This is a genomic window from Catenovulum sp. SX2 (genome assembly GCF_052056295.1).
In the GTDB taxonomy this organism is placed as follows: Bacteria; Pseudomonadota; Gammaproteobacteria; order Enterobacterales; family Alteromonadaceae; genus Catenovulum.
On record NZ_CP182493.1, the window covers coordinates 2,954,172 to 2,975,944 of the forward strand.

Genomic DNA, 21,773 nt, shown 5'->3' on the forward strand with positions numbered 1-21,773 from the left:
CACTCAATGAGCGCCCCTTTTACCATTTCACTTAACCCACAACTCACATATAGTACGGCTTTCTGTGGCTTGAAAGCAGCTTACATTTGCGATTGTAAGTAGTTTTGAATACCCAACATTTTGATTAAGCGCAATTGTTGCTCTAACCAATATGCGTGATCTTCTTCAGTGTCGTCGAGTAATTTTTCAAGCATTTCACGAGTTACGTAATCTTGCTCTTTTTCACATAATGCGATGACTTCTTTTAATGCTTTGCCTACCGCATATTCAACACGTAAATCACTTTCTAACATAGAAGGAACATCTGTACCTATAACTAAACCATCTCGTTTAGTCATGTCTGGTGTGCCTTCTAAAAATAAAATACGCTCGATTAATGCAGATGCATGTGACTTCTCGTCATCAAATTCGTGGTCAATACGTTCGTATAACTTATTTAAACCCCAGTCTTGGTACATGCGTGAATGGATAAAGTATTGATCCATTGCAGCTAATTCGAACGCTAACAATTTGTTAAGCGATTTGATTACTTTAGCATTGCCTTTCATGGTCATATCCCCCAATTACAGTTGCGATTGGAGATAGTTGGCAATCCCCATATTGTCGATTTGGTATTGTTGGGTTTCAATCCAATCAATATGCTCTTCTTCATATTCTAAAATTTCTTCTAAAATATCCCGAGTTACATAATCTTGCGCAGTTTCACACAAAGCAACAGCTTGTTTTAATAAAGCGACTTGTTCAACTTGAAACTCCATATCGCACTTGAGCATTTCTTCAGTGCTTTCGCCAATACGAAGTGAGCCTAAACGCTGTAAATTTGGTAAACCTTCTAACATTAAAATACGCTCGATAATTTCGTCAGCTTGTTTCATGTCTTTAATCGATTTTTTGTAACTTTTTTCGTTTAATTCAGATAGTCCCCAATTTTTGTACATACGAGCATGTAAGAAAAATTGGTTAATAGAGGTAAGCTCTGCAGTTAGAACTTTATTCAACATATCAATAACTTGCTTGTCACCTTTCATGGTATGCCTCACGCGCGTTACGCCAAAGATGAACAAAGTATAGACTAAATTTGATCTATGTCAAAAAAATCTTTAAATTTCAATGGTTTGCAAAGAGTAACTGTTCTCATTACCATTCCTGTTATTGCTACTGCTGCTGATAACTACGGTATTGAGGTGATTATAGATTTAGAGATTAAAAACGAAAAAAGGGCTAAAATTTTAGCCCCTTAGATTAACAAACTACTGGCTGGTTAGGAGTTAGTTTGAAGAGCATTTAATTGATGCATAGTATACATAGCATTGATTCGAGCTACCCGTTGATTTCTCTTTCCATTGTTGAGAACTCCAATCGAAATTAGAATACTCTGATTCATCTTCATGGCAACCTACTTTCCCACCACTAACTTGAGTTGAACGGCCTTGTTCGTTGCAAAATTGCTCCCCATTTATTGTATTCAACATTATTATGTTGAACCCATATTGGTTTTGAGCAGTAGGATTGTAGTAGACGGTACCGCCAGCTTCATCTTGTTTAAAACTGTAAGCTGTTGCTGCATTCGCTAATGAAGGTAATATAAATAGGCTGCAGATAGAAAGTGAGGTTAATAACGTATTGATCTTCATAATTTATCCTTAAAATTAAACGTGTTAATACATCCAGTACTCCATTTGAGTACGATTGTAGCTTAATAATGGATTATGATGACTTTCTTGCAAGTCCATGACATATCAATTAAAAAAGGAGCCTAAGCTCCTTTTAATCGTTAAGCATTAATTGACTTGTGTTTATTAAAGCAATACACGTGCTCTAATTGTACCGTCAATTGCTTTTAATTGGTTTAATGCAGCTTCGCTGTCGTCAGAATCAACTTCTAATACAACGTAACCTATATCAGCAACAGTTTGTAAGAACTGAGCTGAAATATTAATACCTTTTTCAGCAAACGCTTGGTTAATTTTAGTTAACACACCAGGTTGGTTTTTGTGGATGTGTAACAAGCGGCTGCGGCCTTCGTGAGAAGGTAGAGAAACTTCAGGGAAGTTAACAGCTGATAACGTAGAACCATTGTCACTGTATTTAGCCAATTTACCCGCTACTTCAATACCAATGTTTTCTTGCGCTTCTAATGTTGAACCACCAATGTGTGGGGTTAACAATACATTGCCTAGGCCACGTAAAGGTGTAACGAACTCTTCGTCATTTGACTTAGGTTCAACTGGGAATACGTCAATTGCTGCGCCACCTAAATGTGGTTGTTCGCCAGCTAAAAACTCAGCTAAAGCTTCGATATCAACTACAGTACCGCGAGAAGCGTTTAAGAACATAGCGCCTTTTTTCATCGCTTTAAACTGCTCGGCACCAAACATATCTTTAGTGCTAGCATTTTCTGGTACGTGTAAACTTACCGCGTCAGCTTGTGCTAATAACTCGTTCATATCGTGAACTTGTTTTGCATTGCCTAGTGGTAATTTATCTTCGATATCGTAGAAAATAACGTTCATACCAATAGTTTCAGCCAAAATACCTAACTGAGTACCTATATGACCGTAACCGATAATACCTAGCGTTTTGCCACGAGCTTCAACAGAGCCGTTCGCTGATTTTTCCCAAATACCTTGATGAGCTAACATGCTCTTTTCAGGGATACGACGGAACAATAATAAAATTTCGCCGATAACTAATTCAGCAACTGAACGCGTATTTGAGAAAGGTGCGTTAAATACCGGAACACCGAATTCTTGTGCTGCTTGTAAATCAACTTGGTTAGTACCAATACAAAAACAGCCAACACCGATTAATTTTTCAGCTTGTTGTAAAACTTCACGAGTTAAATGAGTACGTGAACGAATACCAACAAAATGTGCATCTTTAATTGCAGCTAGCAACTCGTCTTCTGGTAACGAGGCTTTGTGGTATTCAATATTGGTATAACCCGCATTGTTCAAAGTTTTAACCGCACTTTGATGCACACCTTCTAATAAAAGGATTTTGATTTTATCTTTAGATAAAGAATATTTACTCATTGGGTTTCCAGGGCATTACTTTAAATTGGGCGCAATTATATACTCAAACTACCTAAAGATGCTAGATTTCAGCAATAGATAAAAAGCATTTAGACAAGGCATTGATTGCAGGTAATGGTGGACCCTTATCAAAATCAATAACGCAGTATAAATGCTTTTTAGCATTGCCCTTCGGGAGCTTCTCAGAGCTCCCACTACTGTGTTATGTTAATTTGAAAGGTGCCTACATTCCCGCATTAACATGCCTTGTATTGAGAGCTCTGAGATAGCTCTGAAAATAGCAGCTTCAGGTAGTTTGAGTATTTAAAAAAACGCATCTTTTTTTGCGTTATTTTTAGCCGTAAAGGCGGCTAAACTTCGCTGAAATAACAAGATTTAACAGCTTGTTTAACGGGTTTTAACACCATTATCGGTTGCAACTAAAACTACATCGGCACCACGCATAGCAAATAAGCCATTAGTAACCACACCAACAATTTGGTTTAACTTGCTTTCTAGCTCAACTGCATCGGTAATTTGTAAGTTGTGTACGTCTAAAATTACGTTGCCGTTGTCGGTTACTACGCCTTGACGGTAAACCGGATCACCACCTAATTTAACAATTTCGCGTGCAACATAACTGCGTGCCATAGGGATAACTTCAACCGGCAATGGGAACTTACCCATAACGTCAACTTCTTTTGAATCGTCAACAATACAAATAAAGCGTTTAGCTACAGCTGATACGATTTTTTCACGGGTGAGTGCTGCGCCACCGCCTTTTATCATGTGGCTTTGTGGATTAACTTCGTCAGCGCCATCAACATAAATGTCAAATGAGTCAACTTCGTTTAAATCAAATACTTCGATACCTAAAGCTTTTAGTCTTTCAGTTGATGCTTCAGAGCTAGACACTGCGCCTTTTAAATCATCGGCGAGTGGGGCTAATGCATCGATAAAAAAGTTAGTAGTACTTCCTGTGCCAACACCAACAATACTGCCTTTTTCAACGTATTGAATAGCAGCTTCGGCGACAGCTTTTTTCTTTTCATTCTGGTTCATGTGCGACGGCTCCTCGTAAAAGTGGCGATAGTATAACTAACCTCGAGCTTGCTTAACAACTTAGTCGTTTTTTATTTGTGATTATTTCATTTTAAGCTGTTGCATATTTATATAATAAATTTAGTATATAACTAAATTGTTATGGAGTGTGTTTTGAAAATATTGTTCTTGTGCACTGAAAATTCTGCACGGTCGATTATGGCCGAAGCTTTGCTCAAACATCATGGTAAAGGTAAATACCAAGTGTATAGCGCTGGTTCCAATCCTGGTGAAGTTGATGCTCGTACCTTGTCCGCTATTGAGCATTTTGGTTTGCCAACAGAAAACTTAACTTCCAAGCATGTGGATGAATTTGCTGAACAACATTTTGATTATGTTATTACCTTGTGTGATAAAGCTGCCACCGAATGTGATGGCAGAGTGAATGGTAGTAATTGTTTGGCGTGGGATTTTACTGGGCCTAAATCACGCGAAGGGGCAAATCCATTTGAAAAAACGCTGCAAGAACTCAACGAACGAATAAAAACTTTTTCACTTGAATTAGAACACTTAAAACCTGATTCCATTTCGCCGACGCGCTTTTATAAGTCTCTAGCGGATGATATTCGGCTCAAAACTTTATTGATTATCGCGGTTGAGCAGGAGGTGTGCGTGTGTGAGTTAATGGTTGCGCTTGCACAAGAAAGTCAGCCCAAGGTCTCACGTCATCTGGCTCAGTTAAAAAAAGCAGGGATTTTGTCCGACCGTAAATACCAACAGTGGGTTTTTTATTCACTCAATCCAACTTTACCCATTTGGATGAAACAAGTGATTACCTCAACTGTGGTTAACGAACCAAATTTTATCGAACAAGAACTCAACAGGTTAAACGCCATGGGCGATAGGCCTGCGCGCATGGCAACTTGTTGTAGTTGATTAGAAACAAAAATTTAAAACCCAAGTGCAACAAGCTCATTTGGGCAAAGCAATGAATAAAATATTTGGAGAAAAAACAATGACTATTAAAGTAGGTATTAACGGTTTTGGCCGTATGGGACGTTTAACTTTTCGTGCAGCATTTGATTATAGTGAAATTGAATTTGTACAAATAAACGATCCTGCGGGCAATGCAGAAACTCTAGCTCATTTAATCACTTATGATTCAGTGCATGGTAAATGGGATAAACAAGTAGAGCATACAGAGTCGAGCATTGTGGTTGACGGCCATGCAATTCAAGTAACGCAAAACAAAACAATTGCAGAAACGGATTGGTCTAACTGCGACATAGTGATTGAAGCGTCAGGCAAAATGAACAAAACAGACTTGCTGCAAAAATACTTAGACCAAGGCGTCAAAAAAGTTGTAGTTACTGCGCCGGTAAAAGAAGCCGGTGTATTGAATGTGGTAATGGGTGTGAATGATAATTTATACAATGCGGATGAGCACAGCATAGTTACAGCGGCTTCTTGTACGACCAACTGTTTAGCGCCTGTCGTTAAAGTGCTACAAGATAAAATTGGCATTAAACATGGCTCAATGACCACAATTCACGACATTACCAATACCCAAACTATTATTGACGCACCGCACAAAGATTTACGTCGTGCTCGTGCATGTGGTAGTAGTTTAATACCAACCACAACTGGCTCAGCAACCGCAATTACACATATTTTCCCTGAACTAAAAGGTAAATTAAATGGTCATGCGGTACGTGTTCCATTAACCAATGCATCATTGACTGACTGTGTATTTGAAGTAAGCCGTGCAACAACAGCAGAAGAAATTAATGCATGGATGAAAGAAGCCGCAGAAGGTGAGCTAAAAGGCATTTTAGGTTACGAAGAAAAACCTTTGGTTTCGATAGATTATAGAACTGATCCTCGTTCAAGTACTATTGACGCTTTGTCGACTATGGTGGTGAACGAAACTCAAGTTAAATTATATGCTTGGTATGATAACGAATGGGGTTATTCAAACCGTACAGCAGAGTTAACTCGCAAGGTTGCCTTGTCGCTGTAAGAGGGAATTGTTATGAAGCGCTTGGCAAATTTATCGGCCGACATAAAACAATATCTAATTGTTACTGGCAACTATTGGGCGTTTACCCTAACCGACGGTGCATTACGCATGTTGGTGGTGCTGCATTTTCATGCATTGGGTTATTCACCACTTAGTATTGCCATGTTGTTTTTGTTTTACGAAATATTTGGCGTTATCACTAACCTAGTGGGTGGATATTTAGGCGCGCGTTTAGGCCTAAATAAAACCATGAATATTGGTTTAGCAATTCAGATTGTTGCTTTGCTCATGTTAGCTGTGCCAGCAGAATGGTTAACTGTTGTGTATGTGATGATTGCTCAAGCGCTTTCTGGTATTGCCAAAGACCTCAATAAAATGAGTGCCAAAAGCTCAATTAAGATGTTAGTTTCGGCGGGCCAAGAAGGTACTTTGTTTAAATGGGTAGCCATTTTAACCGGCTCGAAAAATGCGCTTAAAGGCGTCGGCTTTTTCTTAGGTGGTTTGTTATTAACTTTAGTGTCGTTTAAAGGCGCTATGATGTTAATGGCAGGTGCTTTATGTTTGGTCTGGAGTTATAGCCTGTATGCACTTAAAAATGATTTAGGCAAAGCCAAACAAAAACCTAAGTTTACTGACATATTGTCAAAAAGTCGGGCGATAAACATTTTATCCGCAGCCAGAATGTTTTTATTTGGCGCACGCGACGTTTGGTTTGTTGTTGCTCTGCCGGTGTTTTTATCCCAAGTATTTAATTGGGACCATTGGACTGTTGGAGGCTTTTTAGCCTTATGGGTTATTGGCTACGGTATTGTGCAATCAATTGTACCTAAGCTAATTAACTTTAAACAAGCTTTGTCACCAGCCGTTGCTACAAGCAAATGGGCGACACTACTTGCGGTTGTTACTTTATTTATTGCAGTTGCGCTGCACTTTCAGTGGTCAATAGAAATTAGCTTGATCTGCGGTTTGCTGATTTTTGGCGTTGTGTTTGCAATTAACTCATCGCTACACAGTTATTTAATTGTCAGTATGGCTGATGCCGATGGTGTTTCGCTTGATGTCGGTTTTTATTATATGGCGAATGCACTTGGTCGGTTGATTGGTACTGTGTTGTCTGGTTGGATCTATCAGTTATATGGATTAGCCGCGTGTTTAGTAATCTCTTTTATTTTTATTGTTATCACTGCCGTTATTTCCATGCAACTACCGCAAACTAACCCAAAATTGAGTGATTAAATCATTATAGTTTGGCTTGGGGTGATGATTGCGTGTAGCGGCACATCCCAAGATTCTATTGGTAGTTTTTCAACTTGTTGGCAGTCGTGCGCAAGGCCAATAAGTTTAGTTGTTGTATTGTTGGCAAAAGTACGATCGTAAAAACCACCACCCATGCCCATGCGGTTGGCAAATTTATCAAACGCGACCAAAGGCAAAAACACCAACTCCAACTCGGATGTTGGGCAAATACTCAAGCAATTTAACTTAGGCTCAGCAATATTGTATTTGTTGAGCTGCATTTCACTATTAGAGTTGTACTGTAAAAACGCTAAATGGCCGTTGGCAAAAGGGTGCAGTACTGGCAAATAAGTTTGCATATTATTTTGCCATGCATAGTCAATTAAAGCCTTCGGATTAATTTCACCATCATTAGCTAAATAGGCAGCAAACTGCTTAACACCATTTAATATGCCTGAGTCGATAACTTGCTTCAGTAATAATTGCGCTGCTTGAACTTGCTGCTCTGATGTAAGGGCATTGCGTTTTTGTCTAACCTGTTTGCGCAGTTCCGCCCGAGTAAATGAAGTATACATTTCTAACCTTAAAAACCTTGTGTTCACAGCCTGAAAGGCTAACTGAACTCCGTTTGTTTATTCTATAACATTGTCATAATTACGCACTATGTAATTAAAATGTAAAGGAAAGTGTTTGTGATTTATCCGATTTTTGTGCTCACTCATGTCTACTAAAACTCCCAATTCTTCTTATTTGTTATATTTTTCAGTTGCTTAGGTTTGTTTTTAGGTCGGCTGACTAGAATTTTTCTAATGAAAACAAAATGATGAAATTATAATTTGTAATTCAACTGTCATAAAACTGGCAACTTTCTGTCACTTTTGATGCGTAATCTCTGCCGTAAATTTTAAGTACTGCTTTAAATATATTAAATAATTAATCGGAGATATCCATGAAACTTAAGCGCATTTTTTCTTTAACGGCAATTGCAGCTTCATTAGCTTTAGTTGGTTGTGGCGGTGACATTAACATCACTCCTACTTCTGTAGATAACAGCGTTGACAATAGCACTACTAACTCAAATAACACCACAACAACTACTACTCCTGATACAGGTACTGACGTAGTTGAGTGTGCCTCTTATGATAAAGATGGCGTTACTGTTGAAGGTGTTGCTCAAGGTAATGACTGTGTTTACGATAAAGATTTCGTAAGTGCTGCTTCACCAATTATGACAGATGTAACATTAAAAGCGCTTGAAAACGGTGGTGTTCATTACTTCCAAAAATCTTTAGTAATTGGCGAAAGCTGTGACTTAAGCCAAGGTACTTGTACTATTGATGTAGACGGCCCAACTTTAACTGTTGAAGCTGGTGCTACTGTAGTGTTTGATGATTCTTCTTCACGTGTTCAAATTAACCGTGGTGCAAACATTCAAGCTGTTGGTACATATACTAAGCCAATTACATTTACTTCAGCTAACGCAATTGCTAGCTTAAAAGTTAAAGATGCAGAGCCACAAGATTGGGGTGGTATCATGATTGATGGTTTAGCTCGTACTGACCAATGTACTGATGCTGAACGCACTGCTGGCACTTGTAACGCAGAAACTGAAGGTGCAGTTACCTATTACGGTGGTAACGATGATACTGATAATAGCGGTACATTAAAATTTGTTAAAATTCACTATGCAGGTGGTTTGCCAGCAGGTGCTGAAGAAGGTGATGACCTTAACTCTTTAACTTTAGCAGCTGTAGGTTCTGGTACTACTATCGAATACATCGATATATATGCTGGCTATGATGACGGTATTGAGTTATTCGGTGGTACTGTAAACTTGAAATATATCGTAGTTACCGACACGCAGGATGACAGTATTGACATCGATGCAGGTTGGCAAGGTAATGCTCAATTTATCTTTATTAAACACGGTACAGTTAAAAACGCTGCTGGCAATGACATCAACATGGGTAACGGCGGTTTTGAGTCTGATGGTATCAAAGTAAAAGGTACATCTGTTCCAGCTTCAGCACCAAAAATTGCTAACGTAACTGTTGTTACTACAGATGAAGAATCTGCTCGTGATGGTGCTGCTTCTATTGCTGTTAAGTTAGACGATTTCATTGCTGCTACTTGGTACAACACTATTTTAATTAAAGATGCAGCAACTCAAACTTACTGTATTGATTACAACTCTTCTGATGCAGTTGACGTAATTGTAGAAAACACAGTTAGCATGGAATCTTCTGTAGCGTCTTGTGCTCAGCTAGCTAAAACTGGTGCAGAAACTGTAACTCACTCTGACGGTGTTCAAACTGTAGCACTTGAGGAATGGTTCAAAAATGGCGGTAAAAATGAAGTTCTTAACGCGGGCGCTGACATCTTAGATGGTTTTGCAACTAAAGCGACTTCTGATATCACTATCGCTGCTACTGATATGACAACTATTGATAATAGCTTCTTTACTAAAACTGACTTCATTGGTGCTATCTCAACGACAGATACTTCTTCTGATTGGTATGACTGGCTTAAAGATGCTTACAACAATGCAAATGACGAGTAATTAATTACTTATCTTTTAATTAGGCGTACTCAAGTTGCGCCTTTTTTTTGTTCAGTAAGTAGGATTAAGCAATGAAAACCCAAATAAAAGCGAAAAGTGTCTCGCTCGCAGTTGCGCTAAGCTTAAGTTCTGGTTTAGCTCTAGCTGAAGAAGATGTAGCAATGGAAGAAGTGGTTGCTACCGCGAGTCGTCTGCAAGGAACTGCAGCAGCAGTAATTGAAGAAAGAAAAAACCAAGCTTTCGTCGCTGACATACTGGGCTCAGAACAAATTTCTCGAACCGGTGATAGTGATGCAGCTTCAGCTTTGCGTCGTGTGACAGGTTTGACTTTGGTTGATGGTAAATTTATCTACGTACGTGGTTTAGGTGAGCGTTATTCAAGTGCTCGTTTGAATGGTGCTGCAATTCCAAGCCCAGACCTGACACGTAATGTTATCCCAATGGATATTTTCCCAACCTCAGTTATTGAAAGCTTGTCTGTTCAGAAAGCCTTTTCTCCAAATATGCCAGCAGCATTCGGTGGTGGTAGTGTTGATATTCGCACTAAATCTACACCATCTGAATTCACCGCGGGTATACAAATAGGTGTGGGTACTAATACCAACAACTCTGATGGTTACACTTACACCAGAGATGAGAGTGGTTTAAACCAAGCAGTAAGTAATGCGATTGTTCAATACAAAGGTGATTTTTCTGTTCGTGGTATCACCAGTAAGGATGGTATTTCTGCTGATGAAGCCACTTTGGTCAACAAAGATCTTCTAAAATTATTTCCGCGTAATTTAGAGTTGCAGCAAGAATCATTAGATCCAGATTATTCTTTGCAAGGACATATTGGCAATACTTTTGACGAAGGTATTTTTGGTGGGACAATAGGTGTTTTAGCCACTGTATCTTTGGATAAAAAATGGCAATACCGCGAAGGTATTGATGCGGTTATTAAGCCTGCACCAGAGATTCCAGCCAACTGTAAAACTCATTACGATTCTTTAGATGATCTTGGTGCAGCGTGTCATGAAACGCGCACTGATAAAAGTGTGACTACCGAGAACGAAAGGTTAAATGGTCTTTTTACCATTGGCTATCGTTATGATACTCATAATATCAGTTATACACGTATCTATATCGAAGACAATGAAGATGAGTCAAGTATAGGTGTTACCGAAAAACAAGAAGGTAATGCAACTATTGTCGAAGGTGACGCAGATAGATCTTATACTTTTGATTTTGAAGAGCGCTCATTGGACGTTGACCAATTTAAAGGCCAACATACGTTCTTAGATTTCATGGGTATAGGTTTTGACTGGCAATATACCGAATCGCAAGCGACAACGGACATTCCATTAAAAGCAACTTATAAGTTTGCCGATAGTTTTAGAAATGATGGAAATAACTTCCACTATACAGGATCTGAAGTAAGTGGTGGTAATGGTCAGATAAATTATGAATTTATCGAAATGGATGACTTTATGAAGTCTTGGGGTGGTAACGTTAATTTACCACTTACTATTGGCGGCTTTGAAATAGAACTGAAAGGTGGTTGGGACTTTATTGACCGCGCTAGGTACTATACTACGTCAAGCTTCTTCGTAAATAATGCCGGTGCACCAATTTCTGTTGACTCAACATCAGAAGATACTGCTGATATTTTAAGCTACTACGACAATAGTTTAGGTTTAACTAATTATTTGACGGATAGCTTTATTGACAACAATAACGTCGTGCTTGCATTTAACGAACCTGACATCGACCAAGCTGATGATTATATGGCAGCGCAAAAAGTTGAAGCTGGCTACGGCTCGTTTGATGTGTTCTTTAGCGAATCTTGGCGTGTCAGTGGTGGTTTACGCTACGAATCATTCCAACAGGTAGCTTTGGAATTTACCAGTTCTGATTTGTCGAAGACTGCTATTGAAACCTTGTTCAATGCGGAAAAAGTACAGCAACGTACAATCAACGAAGATGATGTTTATCCTGCATTAAGTTTGACTTACATTGGCGGTGATTATCAATTGCGTTTTGGTTACGGTGAAACTGTTGTTCGACCTGATTTACGTGAGGTTGTTCCGGTAAGTTATACCAATCCATTAACTGATATATTAACGCGTGGTAATGTATCATTAGTTTCTAGTACTTTGAAGAACTATGACATGCGTTACGAATTGTACTTTGATAATGGTGATAACTTAGCGCTATCTGCTTTTTACAAAGATATTAGCAAGCCGATTGAATCAGTACTACGTGTTGGCGATGCCGCGTATTCATCCACATTCACTAATGGTGAATCTGGTGAGTTGTATGGTATCGAAGCCGAATGGTTGTTTGACTTGAGTGGTATTGCAAGCGGCTTCTTCACAACAGGTAACGTCACCTTAAGTGATTCTGAAGTTACTATCGCAGCAGCGAACGCAGGTAGTTTGACCAATGCAACGAAACGCATGACAGGCCATTCACAATATGTTGTTAACTTGCAATTAGGTTTTGACTCTGCTGATGGTGAACACAGCGGTTCACTTGTATACAACGTATTTGGTGAGCGTATCATTGCATCGGGTATTGGTTTACGTGAAGATGCATTTGAACAACCTTTCCACTCGGTTGATGCGGTATATACATACTATCCTGATTTCAATTCAACGATTAAATTGAAGCTACAAAACTTATTGGGTGAAGACCAAGAGGTTACTCAATCTGATATAATTGTTCGTAGCAGAGATCGCGGTGTTTCGATGAACCTATCTTATAGATACGAGTTCTAATCTAGAAATCTCGCACTATAAAGGGATGAAATATTTCATCCCTTTAATATTTCTTTCATACAAGTCTCTAATTTCTAGCCTGTCCTTGTTGTTTTGTCACATTACTGTCATTTTGCATTAATCTCACTGTCATCTAACCGACATATAGTTGCTCCTAATTTCAAACGGTAATTTTAGGAAGCTTAACTATGAGCCTTTCGCAAATGTTTAAAACGACTGTTATTGCTTCATGTGTCGCAATGGCTTCGTTTGCACAAGCAAACAGTTTAGAGCCAGCAATCAAAGCTGGACAAAAAATTAATCAATCTGCTGAAAAGTCGCAGCAAAAAATCGACAAAATTAGCGACGACATTCAAGTTCGTTTGCAACAGTTCAAAGCAATTAACAAAGAAATTGAAGGTTTGTTGGTTTACAACCGTCAATTAGAAAAACAAGTTGCTAACCAAGAAGCTGAAATGGCTGACATTAATGAGTCAATTGACAAGGTGTCAGTTGTTGAGCGTCAAGTTACGCCATTAATGATTCGTATGATCGATGGTTTAGAGCAGTTTGTTGGTTTAGACGTACCGTTTTTACCAGAAGAACGCACCCAACGCATAGCTGATTTAAAAAGCATGATGGACCGTGCTGACATCACGCCTTCTGAAAAATTCCGTCGTGTATTAGAAGCTTACCAAGTAGAAGTTGATTACGGTAAAACAATTGAAGCTTATACCTCAACTTTAGAAGTTGAAGGTGAAGTACGTGATGTTGACTTCCTTCGTGTTGGCCGTGTTGCTTTAATTTACCAAACGCGTGATGGCAAATTCAGTGGTGCATGGGACAAAAATCAACAAGGTTTTGTTGCTTTATCACCTGAATACCGCACGTCAATTACTAAAGGTTTACGTATAGCGCGTAAGCAATTAGCACCTGATTTATTAGTTTTACCAGTTTCAGCTGCTGAATAAGAGGTTTTAAAATGAAAAAGTTTGTTAAACATATTCTGACAACAGCTGCGCTTTCTGCAACTTTATCTGCACCTGTTATGGCTGAAGCTGAAACTGCAGTTAACTTAGACGAGTTGTTAACTAAATTGGAACAGGGTCAGTTGTTTCAAAATCAACAAAACAAACAACGTGAGTCTGAGTTTTTAGCGAAAAAAGAACAACAAGTTCAAATGTTAAATGACGCTCAAGCACGCCGCAACCAATTGGTTAATCGCAGTGAAGAGCTAGAAACAACTTTCGAACAAAACGAAATTCATTTAGCCGATATCACCAACACTTTAAGCAACCGTATGGGTTCGTTAAAAGAGTTATTTGGTGTATTACAGCAAGTATCTGGCGATATGAAAGGTAAGTTCCAAAACTCAATTATTTCTGCGCAATACCCTGGCCGTGATGTGTTTTTAGATGAATTAGCACAAAAAATGGGTAAAAGCTCAAAATTAGCCTCAGTTGAAGAAATTGAGCGAGTATGGTTTGAATTACAACGCGAAATGACTGAATCAGGCAAAATTGTTCGTTTCAATGCACCTGTTGTGAGCGCTGAAACTGGCACTAAAACTGAACAAGAAGTTGTACGTGTAGGCGCATTTAACTTAGTGTCTAACGGTAAATTTGTTGAGTATGTGCAACAAACTGGTTCATTAGCTGAATTATCTCGTCAACCAACTGACCGCTACTTAGCAACTGCTTCTGCAGTGCAAGATAAAAAAGGTGAGTTAGTTGAATTTGCAGTCGACCCAACTGGTGGTTCTATCTTAGGTTTATTGGTTCAAGCGCCTAACTTACAAGAGCGAGTTGAGCAAGGTGGTACTGTTGGTTATGTAATTTTAGGTGTTGGTTTAATCGGCTTATTATTAGCGTTAGAGCGTTTCATCAGCTTAACCATAGTTGGTGGCAAAATTAAGCGCCAATTAAAACAGCCTACACCACAAGCAAACAATCCGCTTGGCCGTGTTATGCAAGTTAAAAACGATAACCCACAAGCTGACAGTGAAACACTTGAGCTTAAATTAAGTGAAGCAATTTTGCGCGAAGTACCAAAACTTGCACGTAACTTAACCTTTATCAAAATCATCTCTGTTGTTGCACCTTTGTTAGGTCTACTAGGTACTGTGACAGGTATGATTAACACTTTCCAAGCTATTACTTTATTCGGTACAGGTGACCCTAAATTAATGGCTGGTGGTATTTCTCAAGCATTGGTTACTACTGTATTAGGTTTGGTTGTCGCAATTCCAACCTTGTTGTTATACACAGTGCTTAACTCGCGTAGCCGTGGATTGATTTCAATCTTACAAGAGCAAAGCGCTGGCATTATCGCGGAAAGAGCAGAACAAGGAGAATAAGGTGTACGCTTTATTCGAAATGTCCGAAGCGATTCAGAGTTTTATGGAAACTGGTGGGCAAGTACTCACCTGGATAGCCGCTCTAATATTCGTGATGTGGATCTTAATATTTGAACGTGTTGCTTTTGTACGCTTTAGCTACAAAAAGTACGAGCGAGAAATGGTAGCGCAATGGGAAGCGCGAACAGAGCGTAAATCATGGAATGCTCAACAAATTCGCGAAGCTGTTATCTCGCGTGCAAGCAATAAATTGAATGAAAATTTACCTTTGTTAAATGCACTTGTTGCACTGTGTCCACTACTTGGTTTGATGGGGACAGTAACAGGCATGATTGAAGTGTTTGACGTTATGGCTATCTCTGGCTCTGGTAACGCGCGCTCAATGGCATCAGGTGTATCAAAAGCAACTATCCCAACTATGGCGGGAATGGTTGGTGCCTTGTCTGGGGTTTTTGCCTCAACTTGGTTAAAGCGAGTAGCGAAACGCGAATCTGAGCTACTTGAAGATCATTTAACAATGGATCATTAAATAATTATTGCAGATGAATTAAGCGACTACTTTGCACGCTTCAATTCTAAACCTTCTGCGCTCATGGATGGCGCAGCAGAGCTCTAGGGACAGATTTATGCGTGTTTAGAATTGAATGCTGCTAAGTAAGAGCGAGAACAAATGCAAAAATTAGTAAGGTAAAAATTATGCGAGCAAGTCCTTTAAACAAAATTATGGAAGAAGAAGAAACAACCATAGATATGACGCCTATGCTAGACGTTGTATTTATCATGTTGATCTTCTTCATCGTAACTGCATCTTTTGTGAAAGAGTCAGGTATAGATGTTAATCGCCCAGATGCACCAACAGCAGTTAAAAAAGAGCGCGCTAATATCTTAATCGCAATTAGCGACACTGGCGAAATTTGGATTGATAAGCGTCGTATCGACATTCGTGCGGTACAAGCAAACGTTGAGCGTTTAAAAGCGGAAAATCCACAAGGTTCTGTGGTGATTCAAGCGGATAAAAAAGCCGACGTAGATACGCTAATTAAAGTAATGGATGCCTCGCGTGCAGCGGGTGCGTTTGACGTGTCAATTGCAGCAAACGACTGATAAATTATGAGCAGATATTTAATTGCAATTCTTTTATCTGTTGCGACGACTTTCGTAATTTTTTACGGCATGCAGTCGTTAATACAAAGCGGAGAGGGGGCACTAACTGATCCTCCTCGCGGCAGTGTATTAGACTTTGTCCGTGTGAAAAAAGAGTCGGCACCAGAGCAAAAAGACCGAAAACCACAAAAGCCACCTAAACCACAAGAGCCACCACCGCCGATGGAAGCGCCACCTATGGATGCGCCAGATCCAAATGCAAACGCAGTGACCACTGACTTTGCTGCGGATATTGAAGCGGATGTAGGTATTCAAAACGGTTTGTCTCTTGAGTCTGGCGACGGTGAGTATTTACCTATAGTTAAAGTACAACCAATTTATCCGCGCCGAGCACAACAACGTGGCATTGAAGGTTACGTGATTGTTGAGTTTACCGTGAGCAAATTAGGCACAGTTGTTAACCCTGTAGTGGTTGAAGCCGAGCCTGCCAATATATTTGACCAAGCTGCGATTAATGCTGCAATGAAGTTTAAATATAAGCCAAGAGTGGTAAATGGTGAGCCGATGGAAGTGGCTGGTGTACAAAACCGTATTACCTTCAAAATTGACTAGTTATTCAGGGGTCAGGTTAGGAGCTAAATTAAGATGAAAAAATTATCCAAAAAACTCGTGATCATGTCGATTGTCGCTTCGTTAGGTGCTGCTGTATCTAACACTGTTGTTGTGTCAGCTTATGCTGAAACAAGTGCGAGCAGTAAAACGGTAAAAGTACCAGCTATGCGCTCTAAAGTGTATGAGCAACTTGCTCGTGCACAGGCGATTGCCGATGAAGGCAAACCACAAGAAGCAATTGAAGCGTTAGACAATGTAAATCGTAAACGCAGCTCAATGAATAGTTACGAAATTGCCATGATGCATAACTTCTATGCTTTTGTTTATTACAACATGGAAGATATGGCGAAAGCGATTGAAAACTTTGAAGCAGTGGTTGCCGAAGAAGCAATACCAGAAAGTTTACGTCAAAGTACTTTGTACAGTTTAGCGCAATTGCAAATGGCGCAAGAGGATTATCAAGGCACTATTGATAAATTAAACGCTTGGTTGGCTGCTGGTGGTGACGCTGAAAACCCAAATGCACAGGTGTTAATGGCGCAAGCTTATTACCAACTTAGGCAATACGACAATGCACTTAAGCCATTAGAAAAAGCAATCAAGTTAGTTGCAGATACGGGCGAAACACCAAAAGAAAATTGGTTTGTACTACAACGTGCGATTTATTATTCGCTTAAAAAGCCTGAGCATGTTGCTGATGTAACTGAAACTTTGGTGCGTTTATTCAATAAACCTGAATATTGGTTACAACTTGCGGGTATGTACGGCGAGTTAGGTTTCGAGAAAAAGCAGCTTGCTATGATGGAAGTAGCGTATCAACAAGGTTTTGTTGAAAAACGCGCGGACGTATTAACCCTTGCTCAGCTGTATGTTTATCATCAAGTGCCTGTTAAAGGCGCAATTTTGTTAGAGAAAGCAATGCAAAATGGCGTAGTGGAAGAAGACGTAAAAAACCTTAAGTTTTTAGCGCAAGCTTTCACCCTAGCAAAAGAAGATGAAAAAGCTGTGCCTGTATTGGCTAAAGCTGCAAACATTTCTGAAGATGGTAACTTGGATGCGCAGTTAGGCCAAACTTACCTAAATATGGAAAAGTGGCAATTAGCTATTGAGTCTACTCAAAAAGCTTTGGAAAAAGGTGAGTTAGATGATATTGGCAAAGCACAACTTGTTTTAGGTATGGCTTACTTCAACTTAAAACAATATGACAAGTCATTAAAAGCGCTTGATATTGCTAGCGAACATACCTCAAGTAAAGTTATGGCAAATCAATGGAAGAAATACGTTTCTAAAGAGAAACAAAATGCTGAAGCGTTGGCGAGTATTTCAGCTTAAGTTTTACGATAAATTTGAGTTAGATTTAAATTGACAGAAATTCCCCTATGCATCTGATGCATAGGGGATTTTTTTATTCGGTTAAATAAGGCCAGTTGTCACTGTCCCATTTTAAATCCGCTAGATTCAATTTGGGCGCGCCATTATCAAAAGCATCGTAAGCGTGGAAATTGATTACGCTGCCTTGGTATATATCTTGACCACCAGGCCCTATCCAACGCGCATCACCCGACCACAATAAAGAGCCACCGGCATTAAGCATATCCGTACCGGATTTATCCAAGTAAGGGCCTGTTATTGAGGTTGAGCGGCCGTATCGTATTTGGTAAGTAGAGTTAGTACCGTCACAGCATTTACCCACAGAAACAAATAAATAGTAATAGCCATCACGATACATTAAAGATGGGCCTTCTAACCCACCACCGCGAGTTGCCAAAGATGTCAGTGAGCCAGTTGGCTTCATTGTGGTTTTATCCAGCTTAGTTAGTTTGATACCGCTCCACCATGAACCAAACACTAACCAAGGCTCGTTATCTGTATCAATAAATAGATTCGGGTCAATTGCGTTGAAATTTTGGCTGCCATCCGTGCTAATTACGTGCCCTTCGTCTTGCCAATTGGCATTTGCCAGACTATCTGCCGATAACAATCCTATGGCCGATATGTTTGAACCAAATGTCGAAATAGAATAGTACATCCACACTTTGCCATTGTAGATTTCAACGTCTGGTGCCCATACGTCATTATTTGCGTGTTCAGGTACATAGTCAGCCCACCAAGCAAGTGCGTTAGGTAAAACTGCGCCAGTGCCAGACCAACTTAATCCGCCATTGTTACTTTGTTTTGATTGAATACCTGTACCGGTTTGGAATTCGTACCAAATATCGTTTTCAATTTCTAGGGTTGGATCATGTGTACCTAGATTGCCGCCAACTGGGTATAAAAAGCTCGTTGTAGAATCGGCCGTTGGCACACCATCCGTTGGTTTTAAAGTAAAGCGTTGGCAGTAATTATCTAACCATTCCCACTGACCAAAGTTAGTTCCGTCTGCTAATAAACAGAAATCTAGATCCAGTACATGGCCTGAAGCGCGTGAAACAAGGCGATAAGTGCCATCACTGAGCGGATCAAAACGCCAATGCGATTGGTTGCTACCACAAGTTCCAGCAATGACATCTGCACCTGGTTCAGTTACCTGACCACTGAGTTGCAGACAAGTGTTTTGCATATGGGTTGGCATGATCTCAAACCAGCCGTCTTCCACATGTTTTGCACTTGCACGTTGGCAGTCAGTACGGTTCCACTGCCACTGTACTATGCTCGACCCCGGCACATCCGAACAGGACGCTGTTTGCAACACTTTGCCTGTGTTCAAATTAGTGATAGCGAATTCTCCCGCGGGTTGTAAACTCCAATTACTACACTTGTTACTTTGATCTGTATAGTTAACTTGGTCCGGCGTGGTGTCACACTGATTTAGGTTTAGTTTGCTATTTGCATCTTTACTGATACTGACTAAGCCATTGTCGTCTTGTGACAGTTGCCATTCAGCACAGCCTAGTGCAGTCCATGGCTCAAGCGCTGGTGTTGACGCCGCTGGCAGTGGTGAAGTTGAGTTGCTTAAACTTGCAGAAGTACATTGAGCATCAGCTAAAAATTTACCCGATGGATTGTGAGCCAGTCGGTACTTGCCATCTCGGGTATAATCTACAACCCAGGTATCTGACGCATGGCTACAGCTTTCAACCGTTAAAGAATTGTCGTCCTTGGCAACAAGACATTTATCGTCAATTGCTATTCGATAACTCATACCCTCAACTTGGGTAACCAGAGGGCCTGATTCTCCCGATGGCACTTGAATTTCTTCACCAGGGTCGGCCGGCGTACCAAAATTTGGAAAGCCAGTCTCGTCATAACTTATAGGCTGCACTCGAACTGAGCGCGTATTGCCACATCCGTCTTGTGCGGTTGGATTTCCGTGATAAACCAACCAGTCTTCCGAACCGTCAGGCGATTGAAAAAATCCATTGTGACCTGGACCAAATACAGTTTCAGTTGCCGTGAACATAGGTGTCGGATTTTTTTGCCAAGCACTTGGCTCAAGCGGATTTGTGCCAACTAATTCAAGCAAACCTAACTTGTAATTAGGCCCGTGACACGGGTTAGTCGAGTAACTCATAAAAATACGGCCATCGTGTTTTAAAATAGCTTGGCCTTCTGTTACTCGGCCAATATTGCCGCTTAGATCTTCACCAAATTCCCAATCTAATTCTGGTTTGGTGATAACAACAGCTGTGCTTTCATCCACAGTCCAAGGGTTATCCATTTTTGCAATCCAAGTACTTTGGTCTGCTCCTACCCATTCACTCCAAACCACATAAAGTTGATCATTAACGGTAAAATATGAACCATCAATATTCCAGCGGTTTGGCATTAAGGTTGATTTAAACTCATACGGACCGAGTGGATCATCACCAGCACTTTCGAGTACGTGCAAGCGCTGCCCATCTAAATTTTCTTGATGGCCAGAGGTATACATAAGATACCAGCGGAATCCATTTGGCCCCTGTAAACGGTGAAATTCGAATGCCCAAAAGTTATAGGCGCGTGAAACCACTGTATCTGACCAAATATAGTGTGGGGTGGCAGTTTTAAACCCTTCGATAGTTGGAGATTTGCGCATTACCAACTGTGAAGTCCAAGTTGTTGTGGTTAAATAATAGTTGCCTTGGTACCACTGCAACCACGGATCTGCGCCATTCGAGTAAAGGGGATTTGAAAATACTTCACCTGTAATTGGTGTAGGTGTTGGTTCCGGACTTGGTACTGGCGTTTCTGTGCCACTATCAAGATCGGATAGATCTAACGAAACATCGCCGCATGCACTTAACATTAGTGATAGCAATATAGCTTTGAGTTGAGTTGTTGTCCTGAGCTGGCTAGCCATGAAATCTCCTTGGTAACAAGTTATCAGTACACTTGACCATACTTGTTACTCGTTTTGTGTAAAAAATGTTAATAATACTATATTTAAATATTAATATTTTAAAGTTGAATGCTGTAGATTTGCTTGCGGCAAGCAGATATGTCGAATTGGAATTAAATTGCATGAATTTAGCTCGCAACTTTGTGGATATTCTTCTAAGCTATTTCTACATTAGCTGATCCCATGGTGGAGTATTTATGAGCTTTATTTTAGACGCCAGGCTTGAAGCGGACTGTATAGAAGTTGCGGATTTGGAGTTGAGCCGCCTATTGCTGATGAACAATCGCCTTGTTCCTTGGTTAATTTTGGTTCCTCGCAGAGATAATGCTGCTGAGATAACTGATTTAACCGCGACTGAGCAGCAAGTTTTGTTAAACGAAATTACTATGGTTACCAATATTCAGCAAAAGCTATTTTCGCCGGATAAAATCAACACGGCGGCGATTGGTAATATGGTTAGACAGTTGCACATTCATATTATTGGACGCTACAAAAATGACCCTGTTTGGCCGGCGCCGGTTTGGGGTAATTTAGCCCAAGAGCATTACCACGAAGGCGAGTTATTGCAGCGTGTGCAAATGCTCAGACATGCAATTTGTATCTAAAATCATAATCGCAACTTATGTTGGGTATTTGTGCAGTTAACGCCAGCCCACCTGTTATTTTATCAAGCATCACTTATACTTGCTGGCATATTGTATGAGTAGAATAGGCGCTTTGCCTTTCTTAAACATAACAAAAATGAATTTTATAATATTTAGTGGAATTGCCCGG

General features: G+C 40.0%; 20 protein-coding genes. 13 read left to right on the forward strand and 7 right to left on the reverse strand.

What is annotated here, in order from left to right; genetic code table 11:
* Positions 1-80 precede the first annotated feature (80 nt).
* Positions 81-548 carry a bacterioferritin gene (gene bfr, locus ACMZOO_RS12330; protein ID WP_440903627.1) on the reverse strand — a complete coding sequence of 156 codons (468 nt, stop codon included), beginning with the start codon at positions 546-548 and terminating at the stop codon, positions 81-83.
* A gap of 15 nt (positions 549-563) precedes the next feature.
* Positions 564-1,028: a bacterioferritin gene (bfr, locus tag ACMZOO_RS12335; RefSeq protein ID WP_440903628.1), complete on the reverse strand. Its 465-nt coding sequence runs from the start codon at positions 1,026-1,028 to the stop codon at positions 564-566.
* A 57-nt stretch (positions 1,029-1,085) separates the two neighbouring features.
* Here bfr (ACMZOO_RS12335) and ACMZOO_RS12340 point away from each other — a divergent pair, with 57 nt between their 5' ends.
* On the forward strand, positions 1,086-1,241 hold the full coding sequence (locus tag ACMZOO_RS12340) for a hypothetical protein (RefSeq protein ID WP_440903629.1): 156 nt from the start codon (positions 1,086-1,088) through the stop codon (positions 1,239-1,241).
* A gap of 27 nt (positions 1,242-1,268) precedes the next feature.
* Here ACMZOO_RS12340 and ACMZOO_RS12345 read toward each other — a convergent pair whose 3' ends face one another.
* The 3 genes from ACMZOO_RS12345 to rpiA form a co-directional block, all read right to left on the reverse strand.
* Positions 1,269-1,634, reverse strand: coding sequence for a hypothetical protein (locus tag ACMZOO_RS12345; RefSeq protein ID WP_440903630.1), 366 nt, complete (start codon positions 1,632-1,634; stop codon positions 1,269-1,271).
* Positions 1,635-1,799: 165 nt separating this feature from the next.
* On the reverse strand, positions 1,800-3,035 hold the full coding sequence (serA, locus tag ACMZOO_RS12350) for a phosphoglycerate dehydrogenase (RefSeq protein ID WP_440903631.1): 1,236 nt from the start codon (positions 3,033-3,035) through the stop codon (positions 1,800-1,802).
* A 387-nt stretch (positions 3,036-3,422) separates the two neighbouring features.
* Positions 3,423-4,076: a ribose-5-phosphate isomerase RpiA gene (gene rpiA / locus ACMZOO_RS12355; protein WP_016955223.1), complete on the reverse strand. Its 654-nt coding sequence runs from the start codon at positions 4,074-4,076 to the stop codon at positions 3,423-3,425.
* Positions 4,077-4,229: 153 nt separating this feature from the next.
* Here rpiA and ACMZOO_RS12360 point away from each other — a divergent pair, with 153 nt between their 5' ends.
* The 3 genes from ACMZOO_RS12360 to arsJ all read left to right on the forward strand — a co-directional run bounded on the left by ACMZOO_RS12360 (position 4,230) and on the right by arsJ (position 7,311).
* Positions 4,230-4,991 (forward strand): metalloregulator ArsR/SmtB family transcription factor, encoded by a 762-nt coding sequence (locus ACMZOO_RS12360; RefSeq protein WP_440903632.1) that lies wholly within the window; start codon positions 4,230-4,232, stop codon positions 4,989-4,991.
* 79 nt (positions 4,992-5,070) lie between these two features.
* The gene (locus ACMZOO_RS12365; protein ID WP_440903633.1) at positions 5,071-6,075 is read left to right on the forward strand and encodes an ArsJ-associated glyceraldehyde-3-phosphate dehydrogenase; all 1,005 of its coding nucleotides are present in this window, start codon (positions 5,071-5,073) and stop codon (positions 6,073-6,075) included.
* A gap of 12 nt (positions 6,076-6,087) precedes the next feature.
* A complete protein-coding gene (arsJ, locus tag ACMZOO_RS12370) occupies positions 6,088-7,311 on the forward strand; it encodes an organoarsenical effux MFS transporter ArsJ (protein WP_440903634.1) in 1,224 nt (407 codons plus the stop codon).
* Here the strand turns inward: arsJ and ACMZOO_RS12375 are convergent.
* Entirely contained in the window at positions 7,308-7,886 is a 579-nt protein-coding gene (locus tag ACMZOO_RS12375; protein WP_440903635.1) for a 5-formyltetrahydrofolate cyclo-ligase, read from the reverse strand. The genes arsJ and ACMZOO_RS12375 overlap by 4 nt on opposite strands.
* Positions 7,887-8,260: 374 nt before the next feature.
* Between ACMZOO_RS12375 and ACMZOO_RS12380 the strand changes: the two genes are divergently transcribed.
* The 8 genes from ACMZOO_RS12380 (at position 8,261) to ACMZOO_RS12415 (ending at position 18,013) form a co-directional block, all read left to right on the forward strand.
* Positions 8,261-9,871, forward strand: a complete 1,611-nt coding sequence (locus tag ACMZOO_RS12380) for a hypothetical protein (protein ID WP_440903637.1) — start codon at positions 8,261-8,263, stop codon at positions 9,869-9,871.
* A gap of 71 nt (positions 9,872-9,942) precedes the next feature.
* Positions 9,943-12,630 carry a TonB-dependent receptor plug domain-containing protein gene (locus tag ACMZOO_RS12385; protein ID WP_440903639.1) on the forward strand — a complete coding sequence of 896 codons (2,688 nt, stop codon included), beginning with the start codon at positions 9,943-9,945 and terminating at the stop codon, positions 12,628-12,630.
* A 188-nt stretch (positions 12,631-12,818) separates the two neighbouring features.
* Positions 12,819-13,580, forward strand: a complete 762-nt coding sequence (locus ACMZOO_RS12390; RefSeq protein ID WP_016955214.1) for a DUF3450 domain-containing protein — start codon at positions 12,819-12,821, stop codon at positions 13,578-13,580.
* Between the two features lie 11 nt (positions 13,581-13,591).
* Complete coding sequence (locus ACMZOO_RS12395) at positions 13,592-14,965, forward strand: MotA/TolQ/ExbB proton channel family protein (RefSeq protein WP_440903640.1); 1,374 nt, start codon at positions 13,592-13,594, stop codon at positions 14,963-14,965.
* A gap of 1 nt (position 14,966) precedes the next feature.
* Positions 14,967-15,494 (forward strand): MotA/TolQ/ExbB proton channel family protein, encoded by a 528-nt coding sequence (locus ACMZOO_RS12400; protein ID WP_016955212.1) that lies wholly within the window; start codon positions 14,967-14,969, stop codon positions 15,492-15,494.
* Positions 15,495-15,661: 167 nt separating this feature from the next.
* Positions 15,662-16,069, forward strand: a complete 408-nt coding sequence (locus tag ACMZOO_RS12405; RefSeq protein WP_016955211.1) for an ExbD/TolR family protein — start codon at positions 15,662-15,664, stop codon at positions 16,067-16,069.
* Positions 16,070-16,075: 6 nt separating this feature from the next.
* Entirely contained in the window at positions 16,076-16,681 is a 606-nt protein-coding gene (locus ACMZOO_RS12410; RefSeq protein WP_016955210.1) for an energy transducer TonB, read from the forward strand.
* 33 nt (positions 16,682-16,714) lie between these two features.
* The gene (locus ACMZOO_RS12415) at positions 16,715-18,013 is read left to right on the forward strand and encodes a tetratricopeptide repeat protein (RefSeq protein ID WP_440903641.1); all 1,299 of its coding nucleotides are present in this window, start codon (positions 16,715-16,717) and stop codon (positions 18,011-18,013) included.
* A gap of 73 nt (positions 18,014-18,086) precedes the next feature.
* Here ACMZOO_RS12415 and ACMZOO_RS12420 read toward each other — a convergent pair whose 3' ends face one another.
* Complete coding sequence (locus tag ACMZOO_RS12420; RefSeq protein WP_440903642.1) at positions 18,087-20,960, reverse strand: family 43 glycosylhydrolase; 2,874 nt, start codon at positions 20,958-20,960, stop codon at positions 18,087-18,089.
* Between the two features lie 236 nt (positions 20,961-21,196).
* Here ACMZOO_RS12420 and ACMZOO_RS12425 point away from each other — a divergent pair, with 236 nt between their 5' ends.
* Positions 21,197-21,604 (forward strand): HIT domain-containing protein, encoded by a 408-nt coding sequence (locus ACMZOO_RS12425; RefSeq protein ID WP_440903644.1) that lies wholly within the window; start codon positions 21,197-21,199, stop codon positions 21,602-21,604.
* Positions 21,605-21,773 lie beyond the last annotated feature (169 nt).

Excerpts from the sequence above, each read along its gene's own strand:
- serA (WP_440903631.1), bottom strand. The coding sequence starts at position 3,035 with ATGAGTAAATATTCTTTATCTAAAGATAAAATCAAAATCCTTTTATTA.
- ACMZOO_RS12395 (WP_440903640.1), top strand. The coding sequence starts at position 13,592 with ATGAAAAAGTTTGTTAAACATATTCTGACAACAGCTGCGCTTTCTGCA.
- ACMZOO_RS12420 (WP_440903642.1), bottom strand. The coding sequence starts at position 20,960 with ATGGCTAGCCAGCTCAGGACAACAACTCAACTCAAAGCTATATTGCTA.
- ACMZOO_RS12375 (WP_440903635.1), bottom strand. The coding sequence starts at position 7,886 with ATGTATACTTCATTTACTCGGGCGGAACTGCGCAAACAGGTTAGACAA.
- ACMZOO_RS12410 (WP_016955210.1), top strand. The coding sequence starts at position 16,076 with ATGAGCAGATATTTAATTGCAATTCTTTTATCTGTTGCGACGACTTTC.
- ACMZOO_RS12345 (WP_440903630.1), bottom strand. The coding sequence starts at position 1,634 with ATGAAGATCAATACGTTATTAACCTCACTTTCTATCTGCAGCCTATTT.
- ACMZOO_RS12340 (WP_440903629.1), top strand. The coding sequence starts at position 1,086 with ATGTCAAAAAAATCTTTAAATTTCAATGGTTTGCAAAGAGTAACTGTT.
- bfr (WP_440903627.1), bottom strand. The coding sequence starts at position 548 with ATGAAAGGCAATGCTAAAGTAATCAAATCGCTTAACAAATTGTTAGCG.
- ACMZOO_RS12425 (WP_440903644.1), top strand. The coding sequence starts at position 21,197 with ATGAGCTTTATTTTAGACGCCAGGCTTGAAGCGGACTGTATAGAAGTT.
- ACMZOO_RS12380 (WP_440903637.1), top strand. The coding sequence starts at position 8,261 with ATGAAACTTAAGCGCATTTTTTCTTTAACGGCAATTGCAGCTTCATTA.
- ACMZOO_RS12365 (WP_440903633.1), top strand. The coding sequence starts at position 5,071 with ATGACTATTAAAGTAGGTATTAACGGTTTTGGCCGTATGGGACGTTTA.
- ACMZOO_RS12415 (WP_440903641.1), top strand. The coding sequence starts at position 16,715 with ATGAAAAAATTATCCAAAAAACTCGTGATCATGTCGATTGTCGCTTCG.
- arsJ (WP_440903634.1), top strand. The coding sequence starts at position 6,088 with ATGAAGCGCTTGGCAAATTTATCGGCCGACATAAAACAATATCTAATT.
- ACMZOO_RS12405 (WP_016955211.1), top strand. The coding sequence starts at position 15,662 with ATGCGAGCAAGTCCTTTAAACAAAATTATGGAAGAAGAAGAAACAACC.
- rpiA (WP_016955223.1), bottom strand. The coding sequence starts at position 4,076 with ATGAACCAGAATGAAAAGAAAAAAGCTGTCGCCGAAGCTGCTATTCAA.
- ACMZOO_RS12390 (WP_016955214.1), top strand. The coding sequence starts at position 12,819 with ATGAGCCTTTCGCAAATGTTTAAAACGACTGTTATTGCTTCATGTGTC.
- ACMZOO_RS12385 (WP_440903639.1), top strand. The coding sequence starts at position 9,943 with ATGAAAACCCAAATAAAAGCGAAAAGTGTCTCGCTCGCAGTTGCGCTA.
- bfr (WP_440903628.1), bottom strand. The coding sequence starts at position 1,028 with ATGAAAGGTGACAAGCAAGTTATTGATATGTTGAATAAAGTTCTAACT.